This is a genomic window from Methylobacterium sp. AC315 (assembly GCF_979253755.1).
In genome coordinates this window covers 230,312-244,472 of record NZ_CEEDEA010000007.1, presented here as the reverse complement: position 1 = coordinate 244,472, position 14,161 = coordinate 230,312, and the positions used below count along the sequence as shown (strand labels likewise).

The 14,161-nt window shown below is 72.1% G+C and carries 10 protein-coding genes; 1 reads left to right on the top strand and 9 read right to left on the bottom strand.

The annotated features are described in order from the left end of the window. Nucleotide 1: 1 nt before the first annotated feature. From AC0IY0_RS14960 to AC0IY0_RS14920, 9 genes are read right to left on the bottom strand one after another with little or no spacing between them, the layout of a single operon-like run. Complete coding sequence (locus AC0IY0_RS14960; protein ID WP_419829709.1) at nucleotides 2–661, bottom strand: cytochrome c oxidase subunit 3; 660 nt, start codon at nucleotides 659–661, stop codon at nucleotides 2–4. Next, entirely contained in the window at nucleotides 658–2,334 is a 1,677-nt protein-coding gene (locus tag AC0IY0_RS14955; protein WP_471764296.1) for a cytochrome c oxidase subunit I, read from the bottom strand. Before AC0IY0_RS14955 ends, AC0IY0_RS14960 begins: the two co-directional genes overlap by 4 nt. Before the next feature lie 33 nt (nucleotides 2,335–2,367). Beyond that, complete coding sequence (gene coxB, locus AC0IY0_RS14950; protein WP_147908321.1) at nucleotides 2,368–3,342, bottom strand: cytochrome c oxidase subunit II; 975 nt, start codon at nucleotides 3,340–3,342, stop codon at nucleotides 2,368–2,370. 5 nt (nucleotides 3,343–3,347) lie between these two features. Beyond that, nucleotides 3,348–3,842, bottom strand: coding sequence for a hypothetical protein (locus AC0IY0_RS14945; RefSeq protein ID WP_147908320.1), 495 nt, complete (start codon nucleotides 3,840–3,842; stop codon nucleotides 3,348–3,350). Beyond that, a complete protein-coding gene (locus AC0IY0_RS14940) occupies nucleotides 3,839–4,885 on the bottom strand; it encodes a hypothetical protein (protein ID WP_471764295.1) in 1,047 nt (348 codons plus the stop codon). Before AC0IY0_RS14940 ends, AC0IY0_RS14945 begins: the two co-directional genes overlap by 4 nt. Then, a complete protein-coding gene (locus tag AC0IY0_RS14935; protein WP_147908318.1) occupies nucleotides 4,882–5,418 on the bottom strand; it encodes a c-type cytochrome in 537 nt (178 codons plus the stop codon). Before AC0IY0_RS14935 ends, AC0IY0_RS14940 begins: the two co-directional genes overlap by 4 nt. Further along, nucleotides 5,415–7,430, bottom strand: coding sequence for a DUF3341 domain-containing protein (locus tag AC0IY0_RS14930; protein ID WP_147908317.1), 2,016 nt, complete (start codon nucleotides 7,428–7,430; stop codon nucleotides 5,415–5,417). The genes AC0IY0_RS14935 and AC0IY0_RS14930 overlap by 4 nt, the downstream gene beginning before the upstream one ends. Before the next feature lie 2 nt (nucleotides 7,431–7,432). Further along, a complete protein-coding gene (locus AC0IY0_RS14925) occupies nucleotides 7,433–10,444 on the bottom strand; it encodes a TAT-variant-translocated molybdopterin oxidoreductase (RefSeq protein WP_471764294.1) in 3,012 nt (1,003 codons plus the stop codon). Beyond that, nucleotides 10,441–11,100, bottom strand: coding sequence for a cytochrome c3 family protein (locus AC0IY0_RS14920; protein WP_147908315.1), 660 nt, complete (start codon nucleotides 11,098–11,100; stop codon nucleotides 10,441–10,443). Before AC0IY0_RS14920 ends, AC0IY0_RS14925 begins: the two co-directional genes overlap by 4 nt. A 454-nt stretch (nucleotides 11,101–11,554) precedes the next feature. On the opposite strand from AC0IY0_RS14920, the gene AC0IY0_RS14915 reads away from it, so the two are divergent. Next, on the top strand, nucleotides 11,555–14,152 hold the full coding sequence (locus tag AC0IY0_RS14915; protein ID WP_471764292.1) for an ABC transporter ATP-binding protein: 2,598 nt from the start codon (nucleotides 11,555–11,557) through the stop codon (nucleotides 14,150–14,152). The last annotated feature ends 9 nt before the right edge of the window (nucleotides 14,153–14,161 follow it).

Below are 14,161 nucleotides of genomic sequence, written 5' to 3'. Positions count from 1 at the left end.
CCTACCGGTTGACCACGTAGAGGATCGGGAAGGCCAGGATCCAGACCAGATCGATGAAGTGCCAGTACAGGCCGTAGACCTCGATCCAGTTCTGGTGCCGGGACAGGAAGCCGGCCTTCGCGGCCATCCAAGTCATGCCGAGCAGGAGCGCGATGCCGGTGAACAGGTGCACCGCGTGCAGGATCGTGGCGACGTAATACAGGTTCACGAACAGCCGCGCGGGCGGTGTCTCGGCCAGCGCGAAGGGCCGGCTGCCCAGGAACGGCATCATGTGCTCGTCCCAGTCCGCGTAATACTCGTAGCCCTTGAGCACCAGGAACAGGCCGCCCAGCGCCGCGGTGGCCAGCATCGCCCGGACCATGGCGCGCTGCCAGCCGATCCGCGAGAACTCGATCGCCATCGACATGGTCAAGCTGGAGCAAATCAGCACCACGGTGTTGGTGGCGCCGATCCAGAACTTGAGGTGCTTGGCCGCCGCGACGGTCGCCTCCGGGTGCTGGATCCGGACGATCAGCGCCACCAGAAACAGGGCCGAGAACAGCAGCAGTTCGGTGATCAGCCAGGCCCAGATGCCCAGCGTCGCGGCGGCGCGCTGCTGGGCCACCGTCTCGAAATGCCCGGCGCGGGCGACCCCGACGCCGTCTGCCAGCCCTTTGCTCATCCGTGCTGGTCCTGGGCTTCCTGGGCCTGGATCGGGTAATCGTAGGGGATGCGCGGCACCGCCGGCGGCGAGAGGAAGTTGTGCTTCGGCGGCGGCGAGCCGGTCTCCCATTCGAGCCCCTTGGCGTTCCAGGGGTTGGCGGGTGCCTTGCGGCCGAACCACAGGGAATAGACCAGATAGAGCATCGGGAAGATGTAGCCGGCGGCCAGGATCGTGGCGCCGGCCGAGGACAGCACGTTGAGGAGCTGGAACTCGACCGGATAGGTCGCGTACCGCCGGGGCATCCCGAGATAGCCGAGGATGAACTGCGGGAAGAAGGTCACGTTGAAGCCGATGAAGATCAGCATCGCCGAGACCCGGCCCCAGGGCTCGCTGTACATCCGCCCGGTGAATTTCGGCCACCAGAAGTGCAGGCCACCCAGGAACGCCAGCACCGTGCCACCGACCATGATGTAGTGGAAGTGGGCGACCACGAAGTAGGTCGCGTGGATGTGCTGGTTGATGGCGAGCGTCGCGAGGTAGAGCCCGGTGAGGCCGCCGAGCACGAACAGCCCGATATAGCCCATCGCGTAGAGCATCGGCGTATCGAGCCGTAATCTCCCCTTATGGATCGTCGCGGTCCAGTTGTAGACCTTGACGGCCGACGGCACCGCCACCGCGAACGACAGGGCCGAGAACACCAGCGAGGCCAAGTCGCTCTGGCCGTTGACGAACATGTGGTGGCCCCAGACGAAGAAGGTCACCGAGGCCAGCCCGATCGACGCGTAGGCGACGAACCGGTAGCCGAACAGCTTCTTCTGCGCGAAGGCCGGGACGATCTCCGAGATCACCCCCATGCCGGGCAAGACCATGATGTACACGGCCGGGTGCGAGTAGAACCAGAACAGGTGCTGGAACAGCACCGGGTCGCCGCCATAGGCCGGGTCGAACACGCCGATGTGGAAGCCCCGCTCCATGATCAGCAGGATCAGCGCGGTCGTGATCACCGGCGTGGCGAGCAGAAAGATCAGGCTGGTGGCGTAGTGCGCCCAGACGAAGATCGGCAGCTTGAACCACGTCATGCCGGGTGCCCGCATGGTGTGGATGGTGACCACGAAGTTGAGCCCCGTCAGGATCGACGAGAAGCCCACGATGGTGACGCCGATCAGGGCCGGCAGGACCCAGGTGTTCGAGAAGGCGGTGGAGAGCGGCGCGTAGAAGGTCCAGCCGGTGTCGACCCCGCCGAGCACCAGCGAGACCAGGGTGAAGAACGCCCCGGCCATGAACACGTACCAGCTCGTCAGGTTGAGCTTTGGGAACGCCAGGTCCTTCGCCCCGATCATGAGGGGGATCAGGAAGTTGCCGAAGGTCGCCGGGATCGACGGGATCAGGAAGAACCACACCATCACCACGCCGTGGATGGTGAAAGCCTTGTTGTAGGTGTCGTTGGTCATGATCGCGCCGTTGGGCACGATCAGCGCCAGCCGGACCACGCCGGCCGCGACCGCCCCGATCACGAAGAAGCCGGTGATCGAGGCCAGGTACAGGATCGCGATGCGCTTGTGGTCGGTGGTGAGGAACCACGAGCGCAGGGTCGAATCTGCGTGAAGGTAGTCGGCCTTGCGCCCGAGGGTGGCCTCCGGCGCGTGCGGCTCGCGGCGGGCCGTGCCGCCGACGCTGCCCGATGCGCTCATGGTGTCGCCCTCGTCGCCGTCATGGATTGGCCGTCATGGAGTGGCCTGCGCGGCCTTGCCGGAGGCCGGCGCCGTGTAGGATTTGAGGAAATCGATGATCGTCCCGAGTTCGCCCTCCGGGATCCGACCGGCGAAGCTCGGCATCACCTGCTTGTAGCCCTCGGCGAGGCGGTCGCCGTTCGGGTTCAGGATCTTCTCGCGCAGCCAGGCGTCGTCGGCCGTCACCGTGCGGCCGTCGGCGAGCTTCACCGGGCTGCCGTAGAGGCCGGCCAGGCTCGGGGCCTTCACGGAGGAGCCGGGATCGTGGCAGCCGGCGCAGCCATAGGCCTCGTAGAGGGTGCGGCCGGCCGCGACCTTGCCCTGCTGCGCGCCGGAATGGGTCAGCCAGTCCTGGTAGTCGCCGGGATTCATGAAGCTGATCTCGCCGCCCATCACCGAATGGTCGGTGCCGCAATATTCCGAGCAATAGAGGTGGTAGGTGCCGATCTTGTCGGCCTTGAACCACAGATCGGTGTAGCGGTCGGGGAGCGCCGCCACCTGCAGGCGCAGGGCCGGCAGGTAGAGGGCGTGAATCACGTCCTGGCTGATGATGCGCAGGCGGATCGGCTGGCCGATCGGCACGTGCAGGTCGTTGATCTCGGCCTGACCGGTGGGATGCTGGAACTTCCACATCCATTGCCGGCCGATCGCCTCGATCACCATGGCGTCCGGCGGGGCGTTCTTGGAGGCGATGAACACCCGGGCGCCCCAGACGAAGAAGATCAGCGTCAGCAGGAACGGGATCAGCATCCAGCTGATCTCGATGAGGTTGGAGCGGATGCCGGAGGGGCTGCGATCCGCCTCCGAACCCTCGCGGTAGCGCAGGGCGAAATAGGTGATCGCCACGAAGACCGGCACGGTCAGCAGCAGGGTCAGGACCGTGAAGGCCAGGATGAGCAGGTCCGTCTCGGTCGCGGTGCCCGAGACCGCGGCGGGCCAAAGCTCCAGGGCTGCGTGGTTCGGCGTCATCCTGCCTACCGTTCCGGCGCGTCGAGGGAGCGGCCGACGACGAGGTCCATCGCCCGATCGACCGGGATGCGGGCGTGGGTGCGGGCCGGATCGCTGTAGCCGTAGCCGGAGAGCCGCGCCCCGGTCGCGGCCCGCTGGCGGTCGAGGTCGGCGTAGGGATCCGCCTGGAGGTTCGGGGGCGGCGGCGTCAGCGTCGCGGTCTGCTGCGGCGTCAGGGGCGGCAGGGCCCGGCGCTGGCTCGCGCTGAACGCGGCGCTCATCCAGACCATCGTGCCGATCACCGTCAGGACGGAGAGCGCCAGGCCCGCCATCACCAGCGTGGTGTTGCGGACCTTGACGTCCCGGGTCTCATAGCCGGGATCGTCGGGGTCGCGCGGGGCGTTGGCCGGCGTGCCCGGCGCGGCGGCGCGACCCGAGCGACCACCGAGCAGGCCGCTGCCGCGCAGGGTCAAGCCGGCCAGGATCGCCGGGATCAGGCCGGGACCGGGACGCGCGCTCATGCCGACCTCCCGGCGCGCAGGGCGCCCGGCGCCGCGCGCAACAGCGGATGGAGCGCGGCGGCAAGGCAGGCCACCGCCAGGGCCGCGAACCCGTCGACCGGGCGGAGCACGAACCGGTCGCGCAGGGCCGGGGTGACCAGCCAGAACATCTCGAGGGCATGCACCGCGAGCGCCGCGCCGGCCAGGACCCGCGTGGTCGGACGGCCCGGCCGCAGGGTCGCGAGCCCGGCCAGCACCACCACGGCCCCGGCGCCGATCGACAGCCCGCGCCCGAGGCTGCCGCCCCGGGCGAAGTACCAGGCCACCTCCGGGGGCAGGTTGGCGGACCAGACGATCAGGAACTGCACGAAGTGCATGAACGCCCAGAGCCCGAGCAGGACCACCAGGGGAACCAGCCGGCCGCGCCCGGGCGCCGTCCGCCCGCGGCCCACCGGCTCCGGCTCCTCCCAGGCGAGCAGGATCGCGGCCGCGAAGGCCAGCCCGCTCCAGGCGGTCATCACCAACAGGCCGAGCAGGGTCGAGTCGAGCCTCGGGTCGAGGAAGGCGATCACGTCGGTGGTGAACAGCGTGCCGACCACCGCGTGGAGGCCCACCGCCGGCACGGTGCGGCCCTCGCCCGGCTCGTCGAAGGGCCGCGCGAACCGGATCGACAGCCAGGTCCAGGCGGCGAGATACGCGATCACCCGGGCCACGAAGAACGGCGTGATGAACCAGAAAGCCGCCAGCGGTGTGCGGGGCGCCGCCCCGACCCACGGGTAGAGCACCGGCACCGCGGCGAGCAGGGGCAGCCCCAGCAGCGCGGCCACCGGCATCAGCGCCATGAGCCGGCGCAGGCCCGCCAGCATCTCGATCCCGCCGCGCTCGCGCACGCGCTTGCCGAAGCGTTCGGCCACGATCGTCACCGGCAGGGCGCCGACCGGCAGCGCCAGCAGGACGAGCCAGGCCGCCAGGTAGGAGGACGCCGCGCCGCGCCAGCCGCCCGCGAGCCAGCAGGCGGCGAGCAGGCCGAGCCCGAGGAGGCCGATCAGCACGGGCCGGCTCATCGGGTCGCCTCCAGGCGGGCCCGGTCGTCCGGGGGCAGGCCCGCCACCACGGCGTCCTGGCTGAGCTGGAGCGCCCGGACATACGCGACGATCGCCCAGCGGTCGGCCGAGGGGATCATCTGGGCCATGCCGAACATCGCGCGCCGGCCGTTGCCGATGACGCCGTAGATCTCGGCGGCCGGGGCCCGGCGGAGCGGCTCGGCGGTGAGGTCGCCGGCGGGCGGGAAGCCGCGGGCCACGATCATGCCCCCGCCGCGCCCATCCTGGCCGTGGCAGGGCGTGCAGAACACCCCGTAGCGCTCCCGGCCCCGGTCGATCAGGTCCCGGCTGATCGTCTGCGGCTGCGGCGCCTCGCGGGCCGGATCGACCCGCGGCACGGTCCCGGGCACCGGCTGGCGCATGGTGATCTGGCGGGGGAAGAACGGGTTGCGGTCCCAGGTCTTGGCCCGGGCCTGGTCGTCCATGTTGGCCTCGCCGCAAGCCGAGAGACCCGGCAAAGCCGCGACCAGGAGGAAGCTGGCAGCGCGCCTCATCGCGGGATCCTGCGGATCTCGAGGGGGCGCCCGGCCTCGGCCGCCAGGCCCGCGAGCCGGCGCTCGAACCGGCCTGCGTCGAAGCGGTCGTCGCGCGCCTCCGCGGAGAGGAAGAAGCGGTCGTCCGAGGCGCGCAGGAAGCCCGGGATGTTGAAGGCCGGGTGGTTCAGCCGCGGCAAGCGGTTGAGCACCAGCAACGCGAGGTGGATCGCGATGCAGCCGGTCATCATCGCGAAGGAGATGCTCGGCACCACGAAGGACGGCCAGGACAGGCGCGGACGCCCGCCGATCAGGAACACGTAGTCGTAGGCCGTGGCGTAGATGCACATCGCGTAGAAGCCCGCGCCGCCGAGCAGCGCACCGGCGAGCGCGTAGGGCAGGATCGAGCGCCCCTCCAGGCCGAGGGACCGCAGGGTCCGCGGCATCGGCACCGGCCCGTGCCCGTCGAGATGGACCTGGTCCGGGGGGCTGATCCCGGACACGGCCTGGAGCGCGGCGGCGAGGTCGGCCTGGCTGGCGAAGGTGGCGGACACGCCCCAGAGCGGCGCCGGCCCCGGATCCTCCTCCGGGCGGGGGGCGGCGTGCGAGACGGCCTCCCGGGCGGCGGCCTGGGTGCCCGGGGCGCGCGCCAGGGCGAGGCGGCGGCTCTCGATGATCGAGACCGCCGGCAGGTAGCGCAGGAACAGCAGCAGCAGGGTCAGGAACAGGCCGAGCGAGCCCGCGAAGGTGGCCACGCCCCAGGGATCCACCCCGTAGGGCAGCCGCGAGGACGGCAGGAAGTCCTGGGTCAGGGTGACGACCAGCACCATGACGTGGTCGGCGTAGGCGCCGGCCGCCACCAGGAGCCCGACCGCGGCGAGCGCGAGCGGCGCCGTGCGGGCCCGGGCCGACCACAGCACCTGAGCGGGCAGGACCAACAGGAGGATCGCCATCCAGGAGACCAGCGCGTGGTCGCCGGTCATGCGCCGCGCCAGCACCGCCCGCGCCTCCGGGTCGCCGTTGAGGAACGTGTCGAAATACTCGGCCGCGTAGCAATAGGCGCTGGCGCAGCCGAGGCCGAGCAGCAGGCGGCCGAGCACGTCGAGGTGGCGCACGCTCACCAGGGCGTCGAGGCCGTAGACGACGCGGATCAGCACCACGATCGCCGCCGTCATGCCGACGCCGGAATAGACCGCGTTCACCAGGAAGCTCACCGGCAGCAGCGTGCTGTGCCAGCCCGGCATCAGCGAGCCGGCCAGCATCACCGAGGCGCCGGTCTGGACCGAGACCACCAGCAGCACGCCGAGCAGCGCCACCGTCCGGTAGGCCTGAACCCAGATCTGCCAATGGGCGGCGGACCCGCGCCAGCCCGAGGCGACGATGCCGTAGACCTGGGCGCGCAGCAGGGCGAGCCGGCGGGTCGGCGCCTTCGCGTCGGCCTGGCGCATCGCTTCCCCGAAGGCGCGGTCGCGCAGGGTGGCGAGGTCGGGCAGCAGGCCGATGAACCAGAGGCTGACGCAGATCACCAGGAAGGCCACGATGTCGATCGCGTCCCACAGCAGCGGCGAGCGGAACTGCGGCCACAGGTTGTAGGTGTTGGGGTAGGGCAGGTTCCAGAAGAAGAACCACGGCCGACCGAGATGGATGATCGGATAGAGGCCGGCCGCCGCGGTGGCGAGCAGCGCAAGGGTCTCGGCGATGCGGTTCACCGCCCCGCGCCACTCGGCCCCGAGCAGCAGCAGCACCGCCGAGACCAGCAGGCTGCCGGAGGCGACGCCGATCCACCAATCGTAGCTGGCGATGTCCAGCGCCCAGACGACGGCGTTGTTGTTGGCCCAGATCCCAGGCCCCGCGTAGAGCAGGTAGCCGAGGGTCAAGCCGAACACGCCGAGCAGCGCCGCAGCCCCCGCGAAGGCGATCCACCAGCGCCGGTTGCGTGGATGCGTCAGCGGGATCGCGGTGACCGCGCCGCCGATGCCCTGGAGGGTTTCCTCCGGCCGGATCAGCGAACCGCCTGCGAGCGCGCCGGACATGCTCAGCCCTCCCGTCCGGCCGGATCGGCGGCGGGGGCGAGCCCCGCCAGGTAGGTGGTGCGCGGGCGCGTGTTGAGGTGGCCGAGCAGCGCGTATTCCCGCGTGTCCGTGCGGGCGGCCGAGACCTGGCTTCCCGGGTCGGCGACGTTGCCGAAGGTGATCGCCCGGGTCGGGCAGGCCCCCTGGCAGGCGGTCTCGACGGCGCCGTCCGGGATCGGCGCGTGGGCGTCCTTGGCCGAGGTGATCCGGGCCGCCGTGATGCGCTGGATGCAGTAGGTGCACTTCTCCATGACGCCGCGGGCCCGGACCGTGACCTCGGGGTTGCGCTGCTGCTGCTGCACCGGGGTCATGCCGCCGGTGTAGTCCAGGTAGTTGAAGCGGCGGACCTTGTACGGGCAGTAGCTCTGGCAGGTCCGGGTGCCCACGCAGCGGTTGTAGACCTGCAGGTTCAGGCCCTCGCTGTCGTGCAGGGTCGCCTCCACGGGGCAACCGACCTCGCAGGGCGCCTGCTCGCAATGCATGCACGGCACCGGCTGGAAATGCGTCGTCGGCGCGTCCAGCCCGCCCGCGTAGTAGCGGTCGACCCGCAGCCAGCCCATCCAGCGGCCGAGCTCGACCTCGGCGCGCCCGACCACCGGTATGTTGTTCTCCGACTGGCAGGCGGTGACGCAGGCGTTGCAGCCGATGCAGGCGTCGAGGTCGATCGCCATGCCCCATTGCGCCGCGACCCAGCGGTCCTGGCTCTCCGGCGGCGGGTAGAACGAGGCCGGCGCCGGCGCGCCCTTGGGATCGCCCACCGGCGCGGAACCGACGGCCTGGACGCGGACGATGTCCTGCCCCTCCATCGTGCCGAGATGCTGGGTGGTCGCCGGCATGCGGCGCCGTCCGGTCTTCGTCAGCCGCGCGCCGGAGAGCCGCCACGGCGTCCCGGCCGGGCGCAGGGTGGCGGCGTCGTAGCCGAGGCCGCTGGACAGGTGGTCGGGCACGCTGCGGCCGTAGCCGAGGCTCAGCGTCACGGTGTCGGCGGCCTGGCCCGGCAGGATCCAGGCGGCGCCCTCGACGGCGCGCCCCTCCGCCTCGACCCGCACGATGTCGCCGGTCGCGACACCCTCCCGCTCGGCCAGATGCGGGCTGAGCGCGACCACGTTCTCCCAGACCACCTTGGTGAGCGGCTTCGGCAGTTCCTGCAGCCAGGCGAGGTCGGCATGGGTACCGTCCCAGACCGTGGGGTCCGGGCGGAACACCACCTCGATCCCGGCCTCGGCGGAGGATCGGGCGGGGGGCTGGGCAAAGGGCTGTGCAGAGGGCCCGGTAGAGGGTTCGGCGCCGCCGGCCTCCTGCGTGAGCGCGACCTCCTCGGTCGCAACCGCGCTGTCCGGCCAGAACCCCCGGCGCAGGGCATCGGAGAAGCGCGCCTCGAACGCCGCCGCGTCCTCGCCCTCGGTCCGCCAACGCGCCTTGAGCAGGGCGAGCGCGTCGGCGCCTTCCTCACCGCCGCGTCCGTCGGTGAGGAAGGCCAGCATGTCCTGGAGGGTGCGGCCGTTGTAGAGCGGCGCCACCGTGGGCTGGATCAGCCCGACCGTGCCGTTGAGGGACCGGACGTCGCCCCAGCTCTCCAGCGGATGGGCGGCGGGCAGGTGCCAGTCGGCATGCGCGCCGGTCTCTTCGTAGTAGAGCCCGGCATGGATCTTGAGCGGCACGCGCTCCATCCGGGCGGCGAAGTCGAGGGCGCCCGGGGCGTCGTAGACCGGGTTGCCGCCGAGCACGATCAGGACCTTGACGGCACCGCGCTCCATCTCCTCCGCCAGGTCCGCCAGCGTCCCGGAGCCCTGTTCGGCCACGGGCATCGTGTGCCGCAGGGTCGCCCCGGTATTGCCGAGCGCGCCGTTGAGGCGGTGGACCAGTGCGTGCAGGTCCGGGCTCGCCGTCAGCCCGGCCGTGACGATGCCGGCGCCGCGCGCCTCGGTGAGGGCCTTGGCGGCGCGGCGCGTCCAGCGGGAGACCGGATCGTCGCCGGCCGGCGCCGCGGCGCCTGAAGTCACCGCCAAAAAATCCCGCGCCAGGGCTTCGAGGCGTCCGGCCGAGACGGGGACGCCGTGATCCGCCTTGGCGCTGGTGAGGGTCGGGGTCGGGGCCGCGGCGTGGAGGCTCAACAGGCGGCCCTCGGCGTAAGCGGCGCGACGGGCCGCGCTCCAGCGCCCCGACAGGCCGACTTGGCCGGGGCCGAGGTCGAGGAAGTCGCCGTCCAGGGACACGATCGTGCGCGCCCGGCCGAAATCGGGCTGCGTCTCCAGCGGCCGGCCATAGGCCAGGCGGGCGCCCTCGTAGATCGCGTCGCGGCCGGTGCCCGCGCCGACATACCAGCGCAGCGCCGGGTAGGCGGCCCGCATCCGGGCGATCTGCGCCGCGACGGTGGGCGACGTCACCGGTCCGGTCAGCAGCGCCACCCCCGCACCCCCGGCCTCGCGCCAGGCCGGAATCTGCGTCTGCAGGGCCGTCCGGAACGCCGCCCAGGAACTCGGCTTGCCGAGGTGCTGAACCGCCTGCGAGCGGAACGGGTCGTAGAGGCCGAGCACCGAGGCCTGGGCCAGCACGTCGGTGCCGCCGCGGCTCCAGGGGTGATCGGGATTGCCCTCGATCTTCAGCGGCCGACCGTTGCGGGTGGTGACCAGGATCCCGTTGCCGAACCCGTCGAACACGGCCGAGGAGGCGTAGGACAGGTTCGTGCCCGGCACGATCCGCTCGGGCTGGTTGACGTAGGGCACCTCGTAATCGCGCCCGCCCTCCGCGCCGCAGGCCGTGAGGCCGCCGAGCGCGAAGGACGCCGCCATCAGCTTGAGGAATCCGCGCCGCTCCGGGGCGGCGGCGAGGCGGGCCGCCGAGGGGAACTCGGCCGCGAGGTAGTCGCGGAATTCCGGGCTGTCGGCGACGGCGTCGAGGCTGCGCCAGAAGCGGGGGCCGTCGCCGCCGGCGAGCTTGGCGCGCAACGCCGCGATGTCGGAAGTGTGCGTCATCGGTGGCAGATCCCGCACTCGGTGAGCCGCGCACCGCCGCGGATATGGTATTCGGCCACCAGCTTCGGACCCAGCGTCGCCTGGTCGGCCGGCGGCTTCCAGGTCATGTTCCAGACCTGATCGGGCGTGCGCACGTACTTCTCCGGCGCCCGGTGGCAATCGAGGCAGAACTGCATCTCGAAGGCGTTCGCCCGATAGGTCATCTGCATCGACGTCACGTCGCCGTGGCAGGTCGAGCAGCCGATGCCCTTCGTCACATGCACCGAGTGGTTGTAGTAAACGTATTGCGGCAGCTTGTTCAGCCGCACCCATTCCAGCGGCTTGTCCTGCGCGTAGCTGTCGCGCACCGGCTTGAGCATCGTCGACCCGGTCCAGATCTGCGAGTGGCAGGTCATGCAGGTATGGGTCGGCGGGATGCCGGCGGTGGCCTCCTTGTCGACGGTGGTGTGGCAATACCGGCATTGGATGCCGAGCTCGCCGGAATGGTGCTTGTGGCTGAACGGCAGGGGCTGGGCCGGCGCGATGCCGACGCCAGTAACGTAGTTCGAGCGCACGATCCCGGCCGCCAACACGGGCAGGCCGACCAGGCAGGCCACACCGGTCATCAGGGCGAGCCGGTAGGTCGCGTCCGCGCCGGGGGTGAAAAGCTGCGCCATCAGGCGGCCCCGCGCAGGAGGCAGGCGCTCCCGCGTAGGAGGCAGGCGCTCCCGCGTAGGAGGCAGGCGCTCCCGCGTAGGAGGCAGGCGCTCCCGCGCAGGAGGCAGATGCGCCCGCGCAACGAGCCGCAAAACCCGCCGGGCAGGCGGGTTCGGTCGCCGGGCTCGATCTGCTCACCCCCTCGCCGCAAGCGTCGCCCCACCGTTGATCCCAGGTTGAAGTGTGCGGTGCACCGGTCCGCCCGCGCAATGCGACCAAAGCGGCCGGCCCTCACCCAGGAACCTAGAGCTTTTCCAGACGGGGGCTAGAACATGGATCACCATGCCGGGCGCCTCTCGTGCCGAGCCCGCGACACTTCCCGCCGGCGGCGCGAAGGCCTATGCGCTGCCTGACCTGTCGGGCGCGGCGGCCCGATCCCGTCGCCGCCCCACCCCGGACCTGCCTCGGACCCCTATGGATTCCGACCCCATCGTCCTGACCTGGCGCGCGGCGCGGCGCCTGCACACCATTGCGGCCGGCCTCGCTGTCGGGGTCGGCGCCCCGCTCTGCGCGCTCGCCCTGCTGTGTCTGCGCGATCTCGTCGCGGTGCTGCCGCGCGACGAGGCGCCGACGCTGCCGTTCCTGCGGCTCGCCCTGTCGCTGCCCGGCCGCGACGTCGTGCTGACGCACGGTGTCCCGATGCGCCCGGCGGAGCTGGAGCTCGCCGCCTTCCTGTGCATCGCCGCCTGCGCGCTGGCCCTGGCCGGAATCGGCTGGATCGTGGCGCGCCTGTGCTTCAAGGCTCAGAACCGGGCCGCGGACGCGGTCCGGGAGAGCGTCCTGCAGGCGATCCTCGACGCGCCGGCCGGAGCCCGCGACGAGGCCCGCAGCCTGGCCCGCCTGGTCGGCGAGGTGCTGGGCCGGGGCGACCGGCTGCTCGCCGCCGGCATCGTCCTGCCGGCGATGACGCTCGCCGCGCTGCTCCTGGCGCTCGGCTTCGCGGCGCTCGCGGCCCCACGCCTGATCCCGGCCGCGGCGGTCGGCCTGGCGGCGATCGGGCTCGCCTACGGGCTGGTCCTGGAACGCGCCCGGGACCGGCAGGACCTGCGCCTGCGTTCCAGCGCCCGGGCCGAGACGAACCTGAACGACCTGGTCCGACGGCTGCCGGCCGTTCGCGTCCACGGAGCCGCCGCCCTCGAACGGACACGCATCGCGGCCCGGGTCGCGGCGACGCGCGCCAAGGTGGCCCGGGCCGAGGCACGGCTGGCCTACGCGCGGGCCCCGGCGCTGGCCCTGGCGGTGATCCTCCCCGCCATCGCCATCGGCACCGCCCTGTGGCGCTCCGCAGAGACCGGCGGCCCCCCGGCGCCGCCGGTCGATCCGGCCGCCCTGCTCGCGGCCACCGGGGCGTTCGGCCTCGCCGGCTGGCTCGCCGGCATCTGCGCCCGGCTCTGGACGGTGCGCAAATCCGTCCGGCCGCGCTTCCGCGACCTCGCCCGCATCATAGCCCTGCTCGAGGGGCGGCAGGCCCGGGCGCCCAGGCCGGGGCTCGCACCGCAGCCGCTGCCCCGGTCCGGAATCCTGGCGACCCAGGGCGTCGGCGCCTTCGACGCGGCGACCGGCGAGCGCCTGACCGGCGTGGACGTCGCCGTCACCATGCCGGGCCACGTGGCGATCACCGGCAGCCGGGGCAGCGGCGCCCGGGTGCTGGCGGCCGTGCTGGCCGGCCAGATCGAGCCGACGGCGGGCGCGGTCACCTACGCGGGCTCCGACCTGCGCGGCTTCGATGCCGCGGAGCGCGCCCGCCGCATCGCCTTCGCGGCCGGGGAGGCGATCCTGATCGAGGGCTCGCTCCGGCAGAACCTGCTCTACGGCACCGAGCCGGCGAACGCCCCCGACGACATCGGGCTGATCGGGATCAGCCGGCTCGCCGGGCTCGACGGCTTCGTCTACGCCCGCGGCCTGACCGGCCGCCTCGACCCGGCGAGCCAGCCCCGGCTCGCGGCGGCGATCGTCACGGCCCGCCGGACCATGCGGGCGGCCCTCGCCGCCAAGGGGGCCGAGCGCCTGGTCGAGCCTTTCGACCCGGCCCGCTACAACCATCAGGCGAGCATCGGCGAGAACATCCTGTTCGGCGAGCCGGTCGGCGGGGCCTTCGCGCCCCTGCGGTTCGCCCGCCACCCGTACCTGAGGGCGGTGCTGGAGGCCGAGGAGCTGGTGCGGCCGCTCACCGAGATCGGCCTGTCGGTGGCGCGCAGCACGGTGGAAATCTTCGCGGACCTGCCCAACGACCATTCGCTCTTCGACAACTATTCGCTGTTCCAGGCCTCGGAGCGTGGCTACTTCGAAGATCTGGTGGTCCGCCTGCCCAATGCCGCGAGCCTGCGCCGCGGGTCGGCCGGCCAGCGCGACCGCACCCGGCTGATCGGCCTAGCGTTGCGCTACAGCGAATCCCGCCACCGCTTCGGGCTGATCGACGCCGCGTTCGAGCAGCGGCTGGTTCAGGCGCGCCGCTCCTTCGCCCGGATGCTGCCGCCCCACCTCGCCGGCGCCGTCGAGTTCCACGATCCCGGCCGGGTCAATCCGGCCGCCAGCCTGGAGGAGAACCTGCTGTTCGGCCGGATCAGCCTCGGCGAGGCCAACGCGGAGCCCCGGGTGCGGGCACTGGTGCAGCGCGTGCTCGCCGACGAGGGCCTCGAAGCCTCGGTCTACGGGCTCGGCCTGGACAGCAAGGTCGAGATCCAGCCGAGCACCGGCGCGCTGGCCGACGGGGCGATCAACGCCCGGGAGCGCGTCGCGATCGAGCTGGGGCGCTGCCTCGCCCGCGAGCCCGACATCCTGGTGGTCGCGGTGGCGCCCGACGAGCGCAAGGTCGAGGGCGTGCGCGAGCGCCTCGCCCGGCTCCGGCAGGCCCGGGCCGGGCGCGGCTTCATCGTCTGCCTGCCCGAATCGGGGGTACCCGACGGGATCGCGCCGTTCGACGCGGTGATCGCGGTGGAGAACAGCGCCGTGGTCGCCCCCCAGGCCATCGAGGCCGCGGGCGCCGTCGGCGCGGAGCCAGCCCTGGCGTGACCGGCGGTC

Bases quoted from the DNA above. Each gene is read 5' to 3' on its own strand.
- AC0IY0_RS14945 (WP_147908320.1), bottom strand. From the start codon at position 3,842: ATGAGCGCGCGTCCCGGTCCCGGCCTGATCCCGGCGATCCTGGCCGGC.
- AC0IY0_RS14960 (WP_419829709.1), bottom strand. From the start codon at position 661: ATGAGCAAAGGGCTGGCAGACGGCGTCGGGGTCGCCCGCGCCGGGCAT.
- AC0IY0_RS14930 (WP_147908317.1), bottom strand. From the start codon at position 7,430: ATGTCCGGCGCGCTCGCAGGCGGTTCGCTGATCCGGCCGGAGGAAACC.
- AC0IY0_RS14935 (WP_147908318.1), bottom strand. From the start codon at position 5,418: ATGAGGCGCGCTGCCAGCTTCCTCCTGGTCGCGGCTTTGCCGGGTCTC.
- AC0IY0_RS14925 (WP_471764294.1), bottom strand. From the start codon at position 10,444: ATGACGCACACTTCCGACATCGCGGCGTTGCGCGCCAAGCTCGCCGGC.
- AC0IY0_RS14940 (WP_471764295.1), bottom strand. From the start codon at position 4,885: ATGAGCCGGCCCGTGCTGATCGGCCTCCTCGGGCTCGGCCTGCTCGCC.
- AC0IY0_RS14955 (WP_471764296.1), bottom strand. From the start codon at position 2,334: ATGAGCGCATCGGGCAGCGTCGGCGGCACGGCCCGCCGCGAGCCGCAC.
- coxB (WP_147908321.1), bottom strand. From the start codon at position 3,342: ATGACGCCGAACCACGCAGCCCTGGAGCTTTGGCCCGCCGCGGTCTCG.
- AC0IY0_RS14915 (WP_471764292.1), top strand. From the start codon at position 11,555: ATGGATTCCGACCCCATCGTCCTGACCTGGCGCGCGGCGCGGCGCCTG.
- AC0IY0_RS14920 (WP_147908315.1), bottom strand. From the start codon at position 11,100: ATGGCGCAGCTTTTCACCCCCGGCGCGGACGCGACCTACCGGCTCGCC.